This is a genomic window from Kribbella sp. NBC_00359 (assembly GCF_036097425.1).
Classification (GTDB): Bacteria; Actinomycetota; Actinomycetes; order Propionibacteriales; family Kribbellaceae; genus Kribbella.
In genome coordinates this window covers 4,107,263-4,125,514 of the sequence record NZ_CP107975.1, presented here as the reverse complement: position 1 = coordinate 4,125,514, position 18,252 = coordinate 4,107,263, and the positions used below count along the sequence as shown (strand labels likewise).

General features: G+C 70.3%; 12 protein-coding genes. 3 read left to right on the top strand and 9 right to left on the bottom strand.

What is annotated here, in order from left to right; all coding sequences use genetic code 11:
- Position 1 precedes the first annotated feature (1 nt).
- The 6 genes from OG876_RS20225 to OG876_RS20200 all read right to left on the bottom strand — a co-directional run bounded on the left by OG876_RS20225 (position 2) and on the right by OG876_RS20200 (position 8,464).
- Positions 2–586 carry a Chromate resistance protein ChrB gene (locus OG876_RS20225; protein ID WP_328526442.1) on the bottom strand — a complete coding sequence of 195 codons (585 nt, stop codon included), beginning with the start codon at positions 584–586 and terminating at the stop codon, positions 2–4.
- Between the two features lie 10 nt (positions 587–596).
- On the bottom strand, positions 597–2,375 hold the full coding sequence (locus tag OG876_RS20220; protein WP_328526441.1) for an FAD-binding protein: 1,779 nt from the start codon (positions 2,373–2,375) through the stop codon (positions 597–599).
- Positions 2,372–3,094, bottom strand: a complete 723-nt coding sequence (locus OG876_RS20215) for a VIT1/CCC1 transporter family protein (protein ID WP_328526440.1) — start codon at positions 3,092–3,094, stop codon at positions 2,372–2,374. The genes OG876_RS20220 and OG876_RS20215 overlap by 4 nt, the downstream gene beginning before the upstream one ends.
- 74 nt (positions 3,095–3,168) lie before the next feature.
- Positions 3,169–4,944: an aldehyde dehydrogenase family protein gene (locus OG876_RS20210; RefSeq protein ID WP_328526439.1), complete on the bottom strand. Its 1,776-nt coding sequence runs from the start codon at positions 4,942–4,944 to the stop codon at positions 3,169–3,171.
- Positions 4,941–7,409 carry an aconitate hydratase AcnA gene (gene acnA / locus OG876_RS20205; protein WP_328526438.1) on the bottom strand — a complete coding sequence of 823 codons (2,469 nt, stop codon included), beginning with the start codon at positions 7,407–7,409 and terminating at the stop codon, positions 4,941–4,943. Before acnA ends, OG876_RS20210 begins: the two co-directional genes overlap by 4 nt.
- Complete coding sequence (locus tag OG876_RS20200) at positions 7,406–8,464, bottom strand: isocitrate/isopropylmalate dehydrogenase family protein (RefSeq protein WP_328526437.1); 1,059 nt, start codon at positions 8,462–8,464, stop codon at positions 7,406–7,408. The genes acnA and OG876_RS20200 overlap by 4 nt, the downstream gene beginning before the upstream one ends.
- A gap of 117 nt (positions 8,465–8,581) precedes the next feature.
- Here OG876_RS20200 and OG876_RS20195 point away from each other — a divergent pair, with 117 nt between their 5' ends.
- Both OG876_RS20195 and OG876_RS20190 read left to right on the top strand, forming a co-directional pair.
- Positions 8,582–9,277: a GntR family transcriptional regulator gene (locus tag OG876_RS20195; protein WP_328526436.1), complete on the top strand. Its 696-nt coding sequence runs from the start codon at positions 8,582–8,584 to the stop codon at positions 9,275–9,277.
- Positions 9,274–10,266: a GDSL-type esterase/lipase family protein gene (locus OG876_RS20190; protein ID WP_328526435.1), complete on the top strand. Its 993-nt coding sequence runs from the start codon at positions 9,274–9,276 to the stop codon at positions 10,264–10,266. Before OG876_RS20195 ends, OG876_RS20190 begins: the two co-directional genes overlap by 4 nt.
- Here the strand turns inward: OG876_RS20190 and OG876_RS20185 are convergent.
- Together OG876_RS20185 and OG876_RS20180 are read right to left on the bottom strand one after the other, a co-directional pair.
- Positions 10,250–13,237: a glycine--tRNA ligase gene (locus OG876_RS20185; RefSeq protein ID WP_328526937.1), complete on the bottom strand. Its 2,988-nt coding sequence runs from the start codon at positions 13,235–13,237 to the stop codon at positions 10,250–10,252. The two genes, OG876_RS20190 and OG876_RS20185, sit on opposite strands and share 17 nt — an antisense overlap.
- Positions 13,238–13,291: 54 nt before the next feature.
- Positions 13,292–13,828: a TetR/AcrR family transcriptional regulator gene (locus tag OG876_RS20180; protein ID WP_328526434.1), complete on the bottom strand. Its 537-nt coding sequence runs from the start codon at positions 13,826–13,828 to the stop codon at positions 13,292–13,294.
- Between the two features lie 86 nt (positions 13,829–13,914).
- Here OG876_RS20180 and OG876_RS20175 point away from each other — a divergent pair, with 86 nt between their 5' ends.
- Complete coding sequence (locus tag OG876_RS20175; protein WP_328526433.1) at positions 13,915–14,826, top strand: TIGR03564 family F420-dependent LLM class oxidoreductase; 912 nt, start codon at positions 13,915–13,917, stop codon at positions 14,824–14,826.
- Here the strand turns inward: OG876_RS20175 and OG876_RS20170 are convergent.
- Positions 14,762–18,154, bottom strand: a complete 3,393-nt coding sequence (locus OG876_RS20170) for a BTAD domain-containing putative transcriptional regulator (RefSeq protein WP_328526432.1) — start codon at positions 18,152–18,154, stop codon at positions 14,762–14,764. The two genes, OG876_RS20175 and OG876_RS20170, sit on opposite strands and share 65 nt — an antisense overlap.
- Positions 18,155–18,252: the final 98 nt, after the last annotated feature.

Genomic DNA, 18,252 nt, shown 5'->3' with positions numbered 1-18,252 from the left:
GTCAGACGGTTCCCTCGGTCCGTTCGTACACATCGGCCTCGAACTCCTCCAGCAGCCGCTCACAGTCGGCTACCTTGGATCTCGCCAAATCCTTGCCGTCGGCACCCATCCAGTCCCGGTGCTCCACCTTGGCCAGCCAGCGGCGGAGCTTCTCCAGGTCCTGACGGATCTCTTCGGCTTCCTCGAAGGTGTAGTTCTCGCGGAAACGCTCGAACTCGATCTCCTTGACGAACTTGGTCTCGCACTCCTCGACGATCTCGGCGTACTCCTTGGCGGACTGACTCCGGAAGCCCTCGACGAACTGGTCACGGGCGTCGTCGTCGACGTCGGTGAGGGTGAGGAAGACACTCGAGCCACCGAGTTCGGCGACCCGCTCCCGCACCTTCTCCATGCCGGTCCGCAGGTTGTCGCGATCCGGCAGCACGCACACGGCCTGCTGGACGTAGAACCCGCCGAGCCGCTTCAGCTCCCGCCAGACTGCCACCCGCGCCCGTGACGAGTCGCTCGGCACCTTGTAGATCAGTAGCAGCCAGGCCTCGGTCTCAGAGGTCTTCACCGCAGCCTTCGTCCGTCGGGTCGTCGCCATGCCGCACAGGTTATCTGCCGGTGCCCACGACGACGCGGAGTCGATCGACCAAGTGGGGCATCACCTCCCGCCAGTCCGCGACCAGACCGACGTCGCACTGCGCGAAGATCTCCGCCGCCGGGTCGGTGTTGATGGCCAGTACGGTCCCTGCCCGGCTCGCGCCGGCCAGATGGTTCAAGTTGCCGGACAGGCCGACCGCGAGGTACATCCGCGGCGCGATGCTCCGTCCGGTGATGCCGACCTGGCGCCCGTGCGGCAACCAGCCCTCGTCGGTCACCTTGCGGGTGGCGGCCAGTTCTGCGCCCAGGAGCACGCGCATCGGCTCGAGTTCGGCGTACGTCTCGGGCTGCACGCCCCGGCCGATGCCGATCACCACCTCGGCCCGGTCCAGCGCGTCGCCGTCGTTGCCGGTACGACGCTCGGCCCGGTGGATCGCCGGATCCGCAGGGACCTGCAGCAGGTGGTCGGTGAGTTCGCGGTCGGCACGCGGTTCGCGCAGCGGCAAGAGACCGGTCCGGAGCGTGGCGATCTGTGGTGAGCCGTGGCTGACGATCTCCGCGAGCGTTCCACCGCCTGACGGCTTCAGTCCGGCGAGGCGCGGCGTCGTACCAGGCTTGACGCTCAGGCTGACCAGGTCCGACATCAGCCCGGCACCGGAGGCGACGGCCAGCCGGGCCAACACCTCGCGATCCCATGGCAAGGCCGCTCCGAGCACGGCCCACGGCGACCGTTCGCCGATCCACTCGGCCAACACAGCGGCCACCGGACGCGGCTCGTCGGCACTCAACGTCACCACACTGTCGGCGCCCCACCGCGCGAGATCCTCGTCGCTCTGCACTGTCCTTATTGCGGTCACCGCACCGCCGACCTGGACCGCGAGCGCGGCGGCGGCTCCCAGTAGCGCCCGAGTGCCGGCCACTGGTCCTGGACCGACCAGGGCGACCACCTCGGTCCCCAGGGGGTGCGGTGTGGGCACGACTTCCGCCGCTTGCGCGGTCGGCGCCTCGAAGCAACCCCGGGCGAGCAGTTCGGTGACAGCCCGGCTGGCCTGGGTCTGGGGGCGACCGCGGAAGATGACCGGGTCGCGGGTCAACGGCGCCGGGTGGACCTGGGCGACCTTGGTCGGGCTGCCAGGCAGACCCCAGCGACCGGGGGCGAGGTCGGCAGTGGTGACGCGACGCACCGCACTGGCGGGTGGCCACGAATCGGCCGGAGCCTTGGCCGGCGGGCAGGAGCGCTCGGCGACGGCCACGACTGCGGGCAGGTCGACGACTACCTGCTCGGTGCCGGTGTCGTACTGAACGGTGGTCAGCAGCCTTCGGCCGGTCTCGTCCGGTTCCAGCGAGAGAACCGGCCCGGTGAACGGGACGCCGAGGAGCTCGGCGAGCATGGCACCGACCGCGCCCGTGCTGCCGTCGACCGAGCTGGCGCCGACCAGGATCAGGTCCGGGCGATCCTCCAGCAGTCCGATCGTCGACGCGAGCGCCCGAGCGGTGACGAGGCAGTCCGAGCCGGCCAGTGCGGGATCCGTCAGGTGCAAGGCATCGTCGACACCCCAGGCCAGCGCTTCTCGCAGTACGTCGGCAGCCGCGGGCGGACCCATGGTGATCGCCGTACTGCGACCGCCGGACTCCCCTGCCAGCCGGACCGCCTGAGCCACGGCCCGGCGGCACCACGGATTCATCTCGGCGATCGCGCCGGCCCGTTCGAGCCGGCCGTCCGCGTCGAGACGTCCGCTGTGATCACCCTTGGGCACCTGCTTCACCAGGGCCGTGACGACGAGATTCATGACAAACCGGTCCCTACGGCCAGGCCGATCACGAAGGTGACACCGGCCGACAGCCCACCGAGGAGCAGCTGTCGTCCGCCGCCGTACCAGAACGGGCGGGCAGTGATCTTGCCGACGATGCCGCCGGTGACGACCAGACCGACCGCGCTGAGCAGCAACGCCGGCAGCACGCTCGCGGCGCCGAAGATGAACGGGATCAGCGGGATCAGCGCACCGATCGCGAACGCGGCGAACGACGAACCGGCCGCGACCCACGGGGACGGCAGGTCGTTGGGGTCGACCCCGAGTTCCTCGCGCACGTGGACGTCGAGCGCGACCTCCGGATTGGCGGTCAGCTCGCGGGCGACCTGGGCGGCGAGCTCGGGGCGCAGGCCCTTCGCCTCGTACATCCGGGCCAGCTCGCGTTCCTCCTCCTCGGGGTGGATCCGCAGCTCGCGCCGCTCGACCTCGATCTCGGACTTCATCAGCTCGGTCTGGGACGAGACCGAGGTGAACTCGCCCGAGGCCATCGAGCAGGCGCCGGCGACCAGGCCGGCCAGCCCGGTCATGATCACGACCTTGCCGGTCGCGCCGCCGCCGACCACACCGGCGACCAGGGCGAAGTTCGACACCAGGCCGTCCATCACGCCGAAGGTGGCGGGCCGCAGCCAGCCGCCGGTGACGTCACGATGCGAGTGGTGGATCTCGGGACTTTGCTGTTCCGCAACTTCCGCGGTCATTCGGGGACTTCCTTCCGGAGTGAGGTGAGCGTAACCTTGGTTCTTTTGCATCACCTGTTACATCAGCCTACTCGTTACTTTCTTGCCCCGGCAACGGCGCCGCGGTCCCCGGCCGAGAGGTGCGCCACGGTCACGCCGGTCGCGGTCATCGTCCGCGTCACCTCGCGCCCGCCGTACACCCAGTAGATGGTCAGTTCGCCGTCGCCGCGGTTGATGAACTGGTGCGGTACGCCGGCCGGGACCCAGGTCGCGTCACCCGCCTCCAGGTCGACCCGCTCGCCGTCGATCACCGCGGTCGCCTGGCCGGAGAACACCAGCACCGACTCCTCGACGTTGTGCGAGTGCAGCGGGATTTCGGTGCCGACGGCAAAGACCGTCGTACCGGTGGTGACCCGGTTCGGCCCACAGTTCCAGGCGCCGACATACGGAACGGTGCGTACGCCGCTGCCCCGGTCGAACACCTCGACCTCGTCCGGCCGGATCACCAAGCGCGGCGCCGGCTCGGCCGACCAGACGGTCTTGGTGTTCATGAACTCGCGCAGCCCGTGCACGCCCAGCTCGCGACCGTACCCGGACCGTTTGATCCCGCCGAACGGCAGCCGCGGATCCGAGGCGACCATCGCGTTGACGAACACGGCCCCCGCGTCCAGCCGCCGGGTCAGCTCACGGGCACGCTCCGGCCGCGTCCACAACGACGCGGCCAGTCCGAACTCGGTCTGGTTCGCCAGCCGGATCGCCTCGTCCGCGTCGCGCACCCGTGTGATCGCCGCAACCGGTCCGAACGTTTCCTCGTCGAACGCCGCCATCCCCGGCAGCACGTGGTCGAGCACGGTCGGCTGGTAGTAGAACCCGGGCCGGTCGACCACGTCGCCGCCCCGGACGAGGGTCGCGCCGGCTTCGACCGTACGGCGAACCTGCGCGTGCAACGTGTCACGCAGATTTGCCCGGGCCAGCGGGCCGATCGTGGTCGCGCCGTCGACCGGATCACCGAGGACGAGCCGGTCGACCGCCGTACCGAAACGGGCGACGAACTCGTCGGCGACGGACTCCTCGACGATGAACCGCTTCGCGTTGACGCAACTCTGTCCGGCGTTGAGGAACCGCGCGGTGACGGCGGTCCGCGCGGCCGCGTCCAGGTCGGCGTCGGCGAGGACGATGAACGGGTCCGAGCCACCGAGTTCGAGGACCTGTTTCTTCAGCGCCCGTCCGGCCTGCGCGGCGATGATGCTGCCGACCTCGGTGGAGCCGGTGAAGGTGACGGCCGCGATCCGGTCGTCCGCGATCAGGCCGGCCACCTGCTCGGTCTCGACCAGGACGACCCCGATCAGCCCGGCCGGCATCCCGGCGTCCCGCAGGACGGATTCGATCGCCAGCGCACACCGCGGGACCGAGTTGGCGTGCTTGAGGATCGCCCCGTTGCCCGCGGCCAGGGCCGGCGCGGCGAACCGGAAGAACTGCCAGAACGGGTAGTTCCACGGCATCACCGCGAGGACGACGCCGAGCGGCTCGAACTCGACCCGGCTGTCGGGCGTGACCGTCTCCGCGGCCAGGAAGCCTTCCGCGCGCGATGCGTAGTACTCACACGTGGTCGCGCACTTCTCGATCTCGGCGACCGCCTCGGTCAGCGGTTTGCCCATCTCGCTGGTGATCAGCGCGGCGAGTTCGGCCTTCCGGCTCCGCAGCGTTTCGGCCAGGGAGGTGAGCAGATCGGTCCGCTCCGACACCTCGGTCCACCGCCAGTTGCTCTGGGCAACCACTGCGGAGGTCAGCAGCGCGTCGACGCGGTCCGCGTCGTACGCGTCGAAGGTGACGAGTTCTTCCCCGCTGGCGGGGTTGATCGAGGCGATCACGAGGGCTGCCCTTCGCTCAGGCGATGCAGCACGTAGGGCAGCACACCGCCGTGGTGGTAGTAGTCGACTTCGCGAGGTGTGTCCAGGCGGATCTTCAGCCGATATGCCCGGCCCGCAGAGCACGCGGTGGCGAAGCCGTCCGTGCCGAGCCGGATGTCGATGGGCTCTGTTCCGGTGAGGTCGTCGCCCTCTCCGGGCAGGAACTCCAGCGGCAGGATGCCGAGGCCGACCAGGTTCGATCGATGGATCCGCTCGAACGACTGCGCGAGTACCGCCCGCACTCCGAGCAGCGCCGGTCCCTTGGCCGCCCAGTCGCGCGACGACCCGGTGCCGTATTCCTTGCCGGCGACAACGACGATCGGTACGCCGGCCGCGCGATAGGCCTCGGCCGCGTCGTAGATCGAGGTCAGGACGCCGTCCGGGCCGGGCGTGACCGGGCCTTCGACGCCGTCCGCAAGCGCGTTGCGCAGCCGCACGTTGGCGAAGGCGCCACGGACCATCACCTGATGGTTGCCGCGTCGCGACGCATACGTGTTCAGCTGGTCCGTTCCGGCGTCGCACAGGTAGCGGCCGGCCACGCTGTCCGGCGGAATCGCACCCGCGGGCGAGATGTGGTCCGTGGTGACCGAGTCACCGAGCCGCACCAACGCGCGAGCGCCGACCAAGTCACCAGGTTCGGGCTGCACGTCGAAGTACGGCGGCCGGCGAAGGTACGTCGAGTCCTCCCAGGCGAAGGTCTCACCCGCCGGCGCAGCGAGTTGCTGCCAGCGGTCGTCGCCGGCGAACAGATCGCCGTACGCGCGATCGAACAGCTCGGGCTTGAGCGTGCGGCCGATCACCGCTTCGATCTCGGCCGTCTCGGGCCACAGGTCTTTCAGGTAGACCGGCGGTCCCTCTGAGGTGAGCGGCTCGGAGAGCAGGTCGATGTCCATCCGGCCGGCCAGGGCGTAGGCGATCACCAGCGGCGGCGACGCGAGGTAGTTCAGCCGGACGTCGGCCTGGATCCTGCCCTCGAAATTCCGGTTGCCCGACAACACGGCCGCGACGGTGAGGTCCTGCGTCCGGACCGCCTCGGCGACCTCGTCGATCAACGCACCCGACGCCCCGATGCAGGTCATACAGCCGAACCCCGCCAGGTGGAAGCCGAGCTTCTCCAGGTACGGCGTGAGCCCGGCGTCGCCGAGGTAGTCCATCACCACGCGCGACCCGGGAGACAACGTCGTCTTCACCCACGGCTTGCTGGCAAGACCGCGCTCAACGGCGTTGCGGGCGAGCAGGCCGGCGGCGACCATCACCGCGGGGTTCGACGTGTTCGTGCAGGACGTGATGGCCGCGACGACGACCGCACCGTGCCCGACGGTGGTCGTGGTGCGTGGGCCGGCCGGCAGCTCACGCTCGACTGCCTGCTTGGCGGTCGACAGTTGAGTGCGTTGCTGCGGCCGGCGAGGTCCGGCGATGGAGGGGACCACTGTGGTCAGGTCGATGTCCAGGCACTCGTCGTACGTCAGGTCGACGGATGGGTCGTGCCACAGGCCCTGCTCGCGGGCGTAGGACTGGACCAGCGCGACCTTCTCCGGCGTGCGCCCGGTGAAGAGCAGGTACTCGAGCGTGCGCTCGTCGATCGGGAAGTACGCCGCGGTCGAGCCGAACTCCGGGCTCATGTTCGCGATCGTCGCCCGGTCCGGCACCGGCAGGTCCGCCAGCGCGGGGCCGGTGAACTCGACCAGCTTGCCGACCACACCGTGCGCCCGCAGCGTCTCGGTGATCGTCAGGACCAGGTCGGTCGCGGTCGTCCCGACCGGCAGCGCACCAGTCAGGCGCACGCCGACCACCGGCGGCAGCATCATCGACACCGACTGCCCGAGCATCGCCGCCTCGGCCTCGATCCCGCCGATCCCCCACCCGAGCACACCCAGGCCGTTGACCATCGTGGTGTGCGAGTCGGTGCCCAGGCAGAGGTCCGGGAACACCCAGCCGTCGCGCTCCTCGACCACCCGGGCCAGGTGCTCCAGGTTGATCTGGTGCATGATCCCGGACCCCGGCGGCACCACCTCGAGCTGCCGGAACGTGCGCTGTCCCCAGCGCAGGAAGCGGTACCGCTCGGCGTTGCGCTCGTACTCCAGCTCGACGTTGCGCCGCAACGCGTCCGGCCGGCCGAACACGTCCGCGATCACCGAGTGGTCGACCACCAGCTCGGCCGGGATCACCGGGTCGACCAGTCCGGGGTCTTTGCCGCGGGCAACCATGGCGTCGCGCATCGCGGCCAGGTCGGCCAGCACGGGTACGCCGTTCGTGTCGTGCAGGAAGACCCGCGACGGGTAGACCTCCAGCTCGCCGGTCGCGCCCGGTTTCCAGTCGCGCAGTACGTCGCTCGCCGTGCCGTGCCGCAGTGCGTTCTCCAGAAGGATCCGGAGAGTCCGCGGCAGGTGGTCGGGCGCGACGCCTCGCAGTGACTGGATGTTCATGCGAGACCGTTGATCGACTCGACGACGGCCGCGGTGAACTCCGCCGTACCGGCCGTGCCGCCGAGGTCCGCCGTCCGGACGCCTCCGGCCACCGCTGCCCGGAGACCGCGATCGATCAGCTCGGCGGCCGGCTGGTTGCCGAGCCAGTCGAGCAGCATCGCGCCGGAGGAGATCATCGCGGTCGGGTTGGCCAGGCCGCGGCCGGCGATGTCCGGGGCGGAGCCGTGCGCCGCCTGCGCCATCGCCCGCTCGTGCGAGGCGTTGATGGACGGCGCGATCCCGAGCGAGCCGGCCAGTTCGCCGGTCAGGTCGGACAGGATGTCGCCGAACATGTTCTCCGTGACCAGTACGTCGAAGTCCGCCCCGTGCCGGACCAGGTGGACGGTCATCGCGTCGATGTGGAAGTCGTCGACCGCGACGTCGGGATACTCGGCGGCGATCTCCCGGCAGATCTCCAGGAAGAAGCCGGTCGTGGTCCGGAGCACGTTGGCCTTGTGGACGATGGTCAGACGCTTGCGGCGCTGGACCGCCAGCTCGAAGGCCTGCCGCGCGATCCGCTCGATCGCGGGACGGGTGAAGATGCCCATCGCGATCGCCACGTCCGCGGTCGGCATGAACTCACCGGTGCCGCGATAGGTACTGCGATCGGCGTAGAAGCCCTCGGTGTTCTCCCGGACCACGACCAGGTCGAGCCCGGGCAGCAGCGCGGGCGTCCCGTCGAAGGCCTTCGCCGGGCGGATGTTGGCGAACAGATCGAAGTGCTTGCGGAGGAACCCGCTCGGGTTGAGCTGCGCGCGATGCTCCGCCGGGTACGACGCACTGTCGTGCGGGCCGAGGAGCCAGCCGTCCAGCTTGTCGAGGGTCTCGACCGTGACCTCCGGGAGCGCGCTGCCGTGGGTGTCTATCGCGGCGGCGCCGACCGGGAGCGGCACCCACTCGACGGCCGGCGCACCGACGGCGCCGAGAGCGGAATCGAGCACCTGGACGGCGGCGGGCACGATCTCGGGCCCGATGCCGTCACCCAGCAGCACACCCAACCGGAAGTTGTCAGCCATGGTGAGGAGTGTGAGTCGTTATAACGACTCACGTCAAGTGTTCGGCAGATCTCGTCTCAAGGCATGATCTCAAGGTAGTCTGAGCCAGCCGGTCGTTATAACTAGCTGGAGGATCCCGTGACCAAGGCCGAGATCGCCTACGAACTCGTCCGCGACCAGGTGCTGCGCGGCGGGCTCGGACCCGGTGCGGTCATCCCGCAGGCCGACCTGGCCCGCGAGCTCGGGATCAGCACGACACCCCTGCGCGAGGCGTTGCGCCGGCTGATGACCGAGGGCCTGGTCGAGCTGGACGCGCATCGGGACGCGCGCGTCACCCGGCTGACCGCGGAGGAGGCGCGCGATCTGGTCGAGATCCGCCGGTCGCTCGACCCGTTGGCGGCCGGCCTGGCGGCGGAGCGGCGGACCCGGGAGGATCTCGCGCTGATCCGGGAGACGGCCGACGGGCTGCGGCCGCTGCGGACCGACCCCGGGTCGGCCGAGCTGCTCACGCACCGGCGGTTCCACGTCGCGATCTACTCGGCCTCGCACAACGAGCTGCTCGTCCAGACCCTGGACGGGCTGTGGGACAAAGCCGACAGGTACCGCAGGCTTGCTCTCGAGGACGGCCGGACCGAGGAGGATCTGGATCGCACCCACACCGAGCACCTCGCACTGGTCGACGCGATCGCGGCCGGAGACTCCGGCACCGCCGCCGCGGTCATGCTCGCCCATGTGAACGCCAGCCTCGGTGCGCGCGCGGTCTCGCGCCTCACCTCCGCCGCCGCGCAACCCGTCGCCCGGTCACTCCGGGGCATCCGAGGAGGGCGAACGTGAGCGAGGCCTTGTGGACCGGTTTCCAGCATCAGGAGGTCGATGCGGACGGCTGGACGACGTTCTGGCGACTCGATCCGCGTGGTCACGACTTCGGCCTGACCGATTGGACCGGGTCACCGGATCGCCCCGGCCACCGGCTCTGGGAGCGCGCCGCGACCCCCGCCGGCGTGCGCGGAGCCTGGCGTACGTCGGCCTCGTCGGTTGGACTGGAGATCCGGGCGACGCACGGTATCGCCAAAGCGATCGCGCCCGTGGACGTCCTGGTCGACGGCGAACTGCACGCACGCTGCGCTGTCGGCGAGGGTGAGCAACGCCTGACCGTCGAGCTACCAGGTCGCTCGGTCGAGGTGGAGATCTGGCTACCTCAACTCGGCGTGATCGCGAGCCGCGGGCTCACATTCGACGGTGACGCTGAGCCGCTGGCGCCGACCGGGCCACGCTGGGTCACCTACGGCAGCTCGATCACCCAGTGCGGCGGCGCCTACGGCCCGTCCGAAACGTGGCCGGCCTTGGTCGCCCGGCAGCACGGCTGGAACTGTTTCTCACTCGGCTTCGCCGGCGAGTGCCACCTCGACCCGGTCGCCGCCCACACCATCCGCGACCTCCCGGCCCGTCTGATCTCGTTGTGTCTCGGCGTCAACATCTACGGCGGTGAAACCTTCAGCGGCCGCACGTTGCCCGGCCAGATCGAGGCCTTCATCGCGACAGTCCGCGCAGGCCACCCCAAGACCCCGATCGTGGTGATCACACCCCTGGTCGCGCCCAACCGCGAGGGCAAACCGAACGCGGTCGGTCTCACGCTGGACGACGTACGCGACTGTGTCGAGCTCGGCGCGCGCCGGGATCCGGACATCCAGCTCATCGACGGGCGGACCGTGCTCAGCGTGGACGAGGCTCGGGCCCTGTATGCCGATGATGTGCATCCAGGGCCCGACGGCTACCGCCTGATCGGCGAACGACTCGGCGGCCTGCTCACTCTCCCGGCGTAAGGCTGGTGCCCAGGGCCTGCCAGTCGAGGACCGGGGCGGCCAGGGCGTTGATGGTCGCCAGCAGACCGAGCCGGGCGGCACGGATCTCCGGGTCCTCGGCCATCACCAGGATCTCGTCGAAGAAGGTGGTGACGGGCTCGACCAGGACCGAGGCGGCACTGACGAAATCGGCCAGCGCGGTCGGAGCCTGGCCGACCTTCTGGACGGCCTCGTGCAGGACCACTTCGGCGGGCTCGGTCAGCTTGCTCGCGTCGTACGACGCCTCGGTGCCTTCCGGGACGATCCGCCGTACCCGCTGGAGCACGGCGACCAGGTCGGCGAAGTCGGTGCCGCCGACCAGCTGCTGCAGCGACGCCAGCGTCTCGTCCGCGACTACCGGAGCCGTTGCCAACGGCAACACTGCGGCGACCTGGTGGTGGTCGTCGCCACGGTCGAGCAGCTGCTGCTCGTAGCGCCGGACGGTGAACTCGGCCACCTCGTCGAGCGACTCCGCCGGTACGTCGATGCCCTGGGCACCGATCTCCGCCGCGGCGGCCTGCAGACCGACGGGCAGCGTGATCGCCCGCAGCTCCGGGTGCTCGCGCAGGATCGCGACCACGCCGGCAGCCGCACGACGCAGCGCGAACGGGTCCGAGCTACCGGTCGGCTTCGCGCCAATGCCGAACAGCCCCGCCAGTAGGTCGAAGCGATCCGCGAGCGCCAGCAGCGCACCCGGACTCGTCGACGGCACCGGGTCACCTGCCGACCGCGGCAGCTCCATGTCGTACAGCGCCTGTGCGACGCCCTCGGTCTCACCTGCCCGGCGCGCGTACTCGCGGGCCATCGTGCCGGCCAGGCTGGTCAGCTCGACCACCATCTGCGACCCGAGGTCGAACTTCGCCAGCTCAGCCGCCCGCTTCAGCGTGGTCAGGTCGTCGTCACCCAATTCGACCGTCGACGCCAGCGACAGCGCGATCCGGCCGATCCGCCCGGCCCGGTCCGCCATCGAACCGAGCCGCTCCTCGAAGGCCAGCTTCTCCAGCTCGCTCTTCATGTCCTCGAGCGACGTCTCCAGATCGGCCCGCCAGAAGAACGCCGCATCCTCGTAACGCGCCCGCAGCACGGCCTCGTTGCCGCCGCGGACCACATCCTCGTCGACCGAACCGTTGGCCACGGCAACGAAGTGCGGCAGCAGCTTGCCGTCGGCGTCCCGAACCGGCAGGTAGCGCTGGTGCTTGCGCATCACGGTGGTGAGGATCTCGGCCGGCAGCTCCAGGTAGTCGGCGGAGAAGCCACCGAGGATCGAGGCCGGCTCCTCGACCAGGTTGACGATCTGGTCGACCAGTGCGGCCTCGCCCTCGACGTCGATCGTGCCGCCGGCGCCCTCGGCCAGCTCGCGCGCCGCGGTCACGATCTGCTCGCGCCGCCGGGCCGGGTCGGCCTCGATGCCGTGGATCCGGAGCAGGTCCAGGTACCCCTCGGCCGCGGCGATCTCCACCTTCGGCTGCGCGGCGTTGCGGTGAACGCGGGTGATCCGGCCGGCGGCCAGCGTCGACACCGACACCGGGACCACCTGGTCGCCCAGCAGCGCGACCAGCCAGCGGATCGGCCGGGTGAACGACAGTTTGGCGTCGTTCCAGCGCATGTTCTTGTCCGACCGCAGTCCGGTGACGATCTCGCTCAGTACGCCGCTCAGCACCTCGGCGGCCCCGCGACCTGGGTCCGGCTTGGTCACCGCGACGTACTCGACGCCGTCGACGTCCAGGTCGTGCAGCTCGCTGACGTCGACACCCTGACCACGGGCGAACCCCGCGGCGGCCTTGGTGACGTTGCCGTCGGCGTCGTACGCGGCCGACTTCCGCGGGCCGCGCACGACCCGCTCGGCGTCGGGCTCACCGGACTGCACACTGGCGACGAACGCGATCACCCGGCGCGGCGTCGCGTACGTCGTGATGTCGCCATGGCCGAGCCGTGTCGCGGCCAGCTTCTCGGTCAGAGCGTTCTTCACGGCCTCGGCGGTCTTGGTGACCTCGGACGGCGGCATCTCCTCGGTGCCGATCTCGAAGGTCAGCTGCCGGGTCCCGCTGCCGGCCGGGAACTCGGTGGGCTCCGGCGCCGCCGCGGGCAGCTCCGCGATCCCCAGCGGGTACTCGAGCTCGGCGCGGCGCTCGGCCCACAGGCGCGAGACCTCGCGCGCCAGGGTCCGCATCCGGCCGAACGCCTTGGCGCGTTCCGTCGTACTCACGGCGCCGCGGGCGTCGAGCACGTTGAACGTGTGCGAGCAGCGCAGCACCATGATGTGCGCGGGCACCGGGAGCCGGTCGTCGATCATCCGGCGGGCCTCGTGCGCGTACTCCTCGAACAGGCGCTTCTGCGACTCGACGTCGGCGTCGTCCAGGTAGTACCGGCTCATCTCGTACTCGGCCTGGCCGAACGCCTCGCCGTACGAGATGCCCGGGGCGTAGGAGATGTCCTTGAAGTGCGAGACGCCCTGCAGCGCCATCATGATCCGCTCGATGCCGTAGGTGATCTCCACCGACACCGGGTCCAGCGTCATGCCGCCGGCCTGCTGGAAGTACGTGAACTGGGTGATCTCCAGGCCGTCCAGCCAGACCTCCCACCCGAGACCCCACGAGCCGGTCGCCGGGTTCGCCCAGTTGTCCTCGACGAACCGGATGTCGTGCGCGTGGATGTCGATCCCGAGCACTTCCAGGCTGGCCAGGAACAGCTCCTGCGGATTGCCCGGGTCCGGCTTGAGCACCACCTGGAACTGGGTGTGGGTCTGCAGACGGTTCGGGTTCTCGCCGTAGCGGCTGTCGTCGGGCCGGACACTCGGCTCGACGTACGCGACCCGCCACGGCTCGGGACCGAGCACCCGCAGGATCGTCGCCGGGTTCAGCGTCCCGGCTCCGACCTCGGTGTTGAACGGCTGCACGATCATGCAGCCGCGGTCGGTCCAGTACTTCGTCAGCGCCAGCAGCGCGTCCTGCATGGTGAGCACAGCGAACCTCGAGCCATCTTCCGGAGGGGTTTCCGGGAACGAAGTCTATTCGCCCCGGCCGGATGCCACGCCCCGGATAACCAGGTCGAGCAGACGGCCGGCCTGGGCGGTGTCCTGGTCGCTCGCCAGCGAGATGCCGTTCACCAGTTTCAGCAGGTCGTCGACCGCCACGTCGTCCGCCACCGCACCGTCCTTCTGAGCCCGCACCAGCAGACTCCGGCCGGCGTCGAGGATGCGGGCGTGACACTGCGAACCCCGCTCGGCACTCAGCTTCAACGCCGGGCCGAGACCGCGGCTCGTCGTGATGTGACCGACCAGGTCGTGGAGCCAGATCGTCAACGCCTGCAGGGGTTCCGGATGATCCTGGAGCTCGTCGGCCCGCGCGCAGACCGCGTCGATGCTGTTCTGGAAGACCGCTTCGAGCAGGGCGCCCCGGCCGCCGAAGTGACGGTGCAAGGTGGCTGAACCGACCCCGGCGCGGCGTGAGATCTCCTCCAGCGAAGCCTCGGCACCCTGTTCCCCGACGACCTCGGCGGCGACCGCGACCATCCGGTCGTAGTTCCGCTGCGCGTCAGCCCGCATGATCAAGTCCCTTGCTAAACGGGGTGGTCCCCCATATCGTAACAGCCCTAACCGGGGACCCACCCCGTTTATCTCAGGAGGCTTGGATGCGGATCGGACTGGCGTACGGCGACGTCCGGGGACAACGCGACCCCGGCGTGATCGCCGAGCAGCTCCAGGCGACCAGCGGCACCGCGTGGATCTCTCAAGGGCCGAACCTCGACGCCCTCACCACACTCGCGGTGGCCGGCGAAGGTCCCGCCGAGGTCGGCACCGCGGTGGTGCCGTTTCCGCAGCGGCATCCGCTGGTGCTGGCGAGCCAGGCGCTAACCGTGCAGGCGGCGACGGGCAATCGTTTGACCTTGGGGATCGGCGTGGGGATCTCGCGGATGGTCGACGGGATGTACGGACTACCCACGGACCGGCCGGCTCGCCGACTGCGCGAGTACCTGGAGGTACTGCGACCGTTGCTGCGCGGCGAGTCCGTCGACCATCACGGTGACACGCTCACCGCGGTTGGATCAGTTGCCGTCGAGGGCGCGAAGGCGCCGCCTGTGCTGGTAGCCGCGCTCGGGCCGGCGATGCTGCGGGTGGCGGGTGAGCTCGCGGACGGGACCATCACCTGGATGACCGGGCCGCGCACGCTCGCCGATCATGTCGTGCCCTCGATCACCAAGGCCGCGGATACTCCACCGCGGATCGTGGCTGGATTCGCGGTGTGCGTGACATCTGACGAGGATGCAGTACGCGCGCGGTTCGCGACCGACTTCGCGCTGGCCGGGCAGGTGCCGGAGTACCGGGCGATGCTCGATCGCGAGGGAGTCGACGGACCGGCCGACGTACTGCTCGCCGGGGACGAAGACACGATCAGCAAGCGGCTCGAGCAGTTGCGCGACACCGGCATCACCGACCTGATGCTCGCGCCGGTGGGCACAGCGGCCGAGCAGGCGCGGACTACGGAGTTCCTAGCGATGCGGCCCGGAGGTGGTCGTCGGGGCGACCCCGTTGGCGCAACGTGACCGCAAGCTCCCGGGCGCTCGCGGCGGCGAACGGGCGGAGTCCGGCCTGCTGATGGCGATCGAGAGCTGTTGTCAGGTGCTCGATCGCCTGGTCGAGGTCTCCACACGTGCGGGCGAGCAGGCCGACCTGGTGTCCGGCGAAACCGGTCACCGTGATCCCGGTGCCGCCGATGACCAGGCGATCGGCGTACGGCGTCAATTGGTGCAGCAGATCCGCGGCTGCGTCCTGCGACGCCAACCTGGACCACAGCTCAGCCCGGATCGCGAGGTGGGTCAGGCACAGGTAATCCGCCGGGATGTCCGGTTGCAGTTGCCACGGCCCCAGCTCGGACCGCGCCTGCTCTGCTCGCCCCGCTTGGACCAGTGCGAGCGCATGCCAGTCGTGCAGGAGTGGGAGCCCCGTCGCCGCGGCCGCGCCGGCGAGCATGGGCTCGATCACGGGGAGCGAACCGCGGACCAGGTGCAGTGTCGCCGTGACCGCCATCGGCACCTCGGCCCCACCTGCAACGGTCGTCAGCGCGTGGAACCGGTTGGCGGCGGCCATCACGTCTTCCGCCTCGGCGAATCGGCCACGCGCGATCGCGATCACCGCGTCCGCCCAGTCCAGGGCGACGAGCACCGGTGCGTGCGCATGGGTCCGGGCCAGTACTCGCGCGCGTTGGTAGTCCCGCAGGCCGGCGGCCAGATCGCCCTGTTCCATCTGGTCGCGGCCTCGGAACACCAACGCACGGGCAAGGGCGATGGGATCGTCCGCGGACTCGGCGAGGTCGACGAGCTCACCGGCCGCGGCCAGTCGTTCGGTGAGCAGCTGCGGGCGTTCGTAGGCGAGATGGCGGAGCTCCAGCACCCTGGCCAGCTCGTCCTGACCGTCACCGGTCCTGCCGCGGACAAGTCGTTCGGCTTCGGCCGACAGCTCGACCGAGCGGCGGCCGGCGTCGGGGTCGTAGTAGATCTCGCCGGCCAGAGCCGCCAGCAGTCTGGCCCGGATCACGTCGGCCCCGGGCGGAATCTCGCTCAGCAATCGCTCGATCAACGCGACGCCCTGGCTGTCGACCACTTGATACTCGCGCCAGCTCCACACGCCATCGGCGGCGATGTCGACCAATGCCTTCGCGGCCGCCAAGGCATCCCCGTCGTCGAGTGCGGTCTCGGCCGCGGCGCGCGCCGCTTCCCCGGCCTGCCGCTCCTGCCCGGCGCGCTTCTGGGCTCGCGCCAAGCCGGCGAGTACGTCGTACCGATCGGTGCCCGTCGCGGTGCTGTCGCGCAGGACCGAGGCGTGCGCGAGAACCTGTAGCCGGGCCGCCTCGGCCGGGGCGGGCTGGCGGGCGGCCACGGCTGCCGCGCGGACGGCCGAGGTCCACGCGGCACGGGCATGATCAGGGCCGGCCTGCGCGTGGTGGTGCGCGATCTCCGCCAGCCGAGCGCCACCGAAACGCTGCTCGAGCAGTACGGCTAGTGCGCCGTGCAACTGCCGGCGCCGGCCCAACGGCACGCGCGCGTAGACGGCCTCCCGCACCAGGGCATGGGTAAAGCGATACTCGTTGCCGTCCGCAACGATCAGGCCGGCCAGCAAGGCTGCCTCCGTCGCCGTCACCGCGTCGTCGGCCGGCAACCCGGACACGGCCTCGGCGAGATCGCCGTCGAACGTCACACCGGATACCGCGGCGGCGGAGAGCAGGGGCTCCACCTCGGCGGGCAGCTGGGAGATCCGCTGCCGGACAACGTCACGAACGCCGTCAGGCACTTCGAGCGTCCCAGCCGCCGCAGGATCCGTGAGGCGCCGCTGTTCGGCGAGCAGCCGGATCAGCTCGCCGACGAAGAACGGGTTCCCGTTGGTGCGTTCCATCAGCGCACCGGCCACCTCGACCGGGATGTCGGCGTCATGGTGCAGCTTCGCGAATGCTCGTACCTCGGCTTCGTCCAGGCCGTGCAGTCCGATCCGCACCAAGCCCGCCCGGGCGAGATCGGCGAGCACCGACCCGAGCTCCGGAGTCAGGTCGGCATCCGCATCACGGCTGGTGAGCAGCAGTACGACGGGCAGTCCGGACAGCGTCGCGCCGAGCCGCTGCACCAGGCGCAGCGTGTCGCCGTCGGCGCGATGAAGGTCGTCGAGCACCAGCAGGATCGGACCGGCCGACCGCAGCAACGCAACCACACCTTCGGCCAAGTGGAAGGCGGCTGTGTCGGCGTCCGTCGGACCAGATCCGCCGTTGCCCGGAGTCAACGCGGCGAGGGCCGCGGCACTCGCACTGTCGTGGTCAAGCAACTCCGCCAAGGCTTGCGAGAAGGGCCACAGCGCGGGTGCACCCTCGGCGCCGTCGCAGCGGCCCCAGCCAGTCTTCAGACCCATGGCCGCAGCGGTGGCGGTCAGCGCGCGAGCGAGAGCGGTCTTGCCGATCCCTGGCTCTCCGGTCACCAGGATCGCGACCCCGCGTCCGGCGCTCGCGTTGACGAGGTGCTCGGTGAGCCCGTTCAGGTGGCCGTCCCGGCCGACCAGACCGGCAGCGGCCGGCGCGCGGAGACCGTCCACCGACCCGCCGATCGACCCCGCCGGGACGAGCGGTGCCGCCTCCAGGCTCGGGTCGTGATCGAGGATCGCCTGCTCCAGCCGGCGCAACTCCGGACCCGGATCCGCACCGAGCTCGTCGGCAAGGACCCGCCTGGCCCGCCGCAGCGCATCCAGCGCCTCGCCCTGGCGCTGGGAGCGGTAGAAGGCCAAGGCCAGCAGGCCCCACGCGGTCTCGCGGAGCGGATGAAGCTCGACCAAACGCTCGATCTCGCCGATCAGCCGCTCGTGACCACCCAGCGCGAAGTCGGCCCGGAGCCGGTTCTCGGTGGCGAGCAGCCAGAGCTCGCCAAGCCGGACAGCCTCGGCGGCCAGACCCGGTACGGCCGCGGAGAGATCGGCGTACGGCTCGCCGCGCCACAGTTCGGCAGCGGTCCCGAACAATTCACGAGCACGACCAGGATCAGTCGGCAGTACGTCGTGGGCCGCCGTCACCAGCTGCTCGAACTCCACCGCGTCAACCGACGCGGCCGCCAGCGAGTAGCCGGGCGGCTGGGTCACCAGGAGCTTGGCCGCGGACCGGGCGGCACGGTCGGGCTCGAGCGCCCGGCGCAGGTTCGCGACATAGGACTGCACCGACACCAGCACCTTCTCCGGCGGATCCTCGGCCCACAGCTCGTCGATGATCCGGGAGACCGAGACGACCCGGCCTCCGGACGCGAGCAGCAGGCCGAGCAGGGCCCGCTGCTTCTGGCCCCCCAGTTGGACCAGCCCCCCGTCGGCATCGAGAACCTCGACCGGCCCCAACACCCGAAACCGCACGGTACGACGCTAACCCGCCACGGCGCCGATTGACAGCAACCCGTTTCCAAGCCGGATCGGGGTGACTTCCAAGTGGCCCGGTTCACGATCAGGCCATC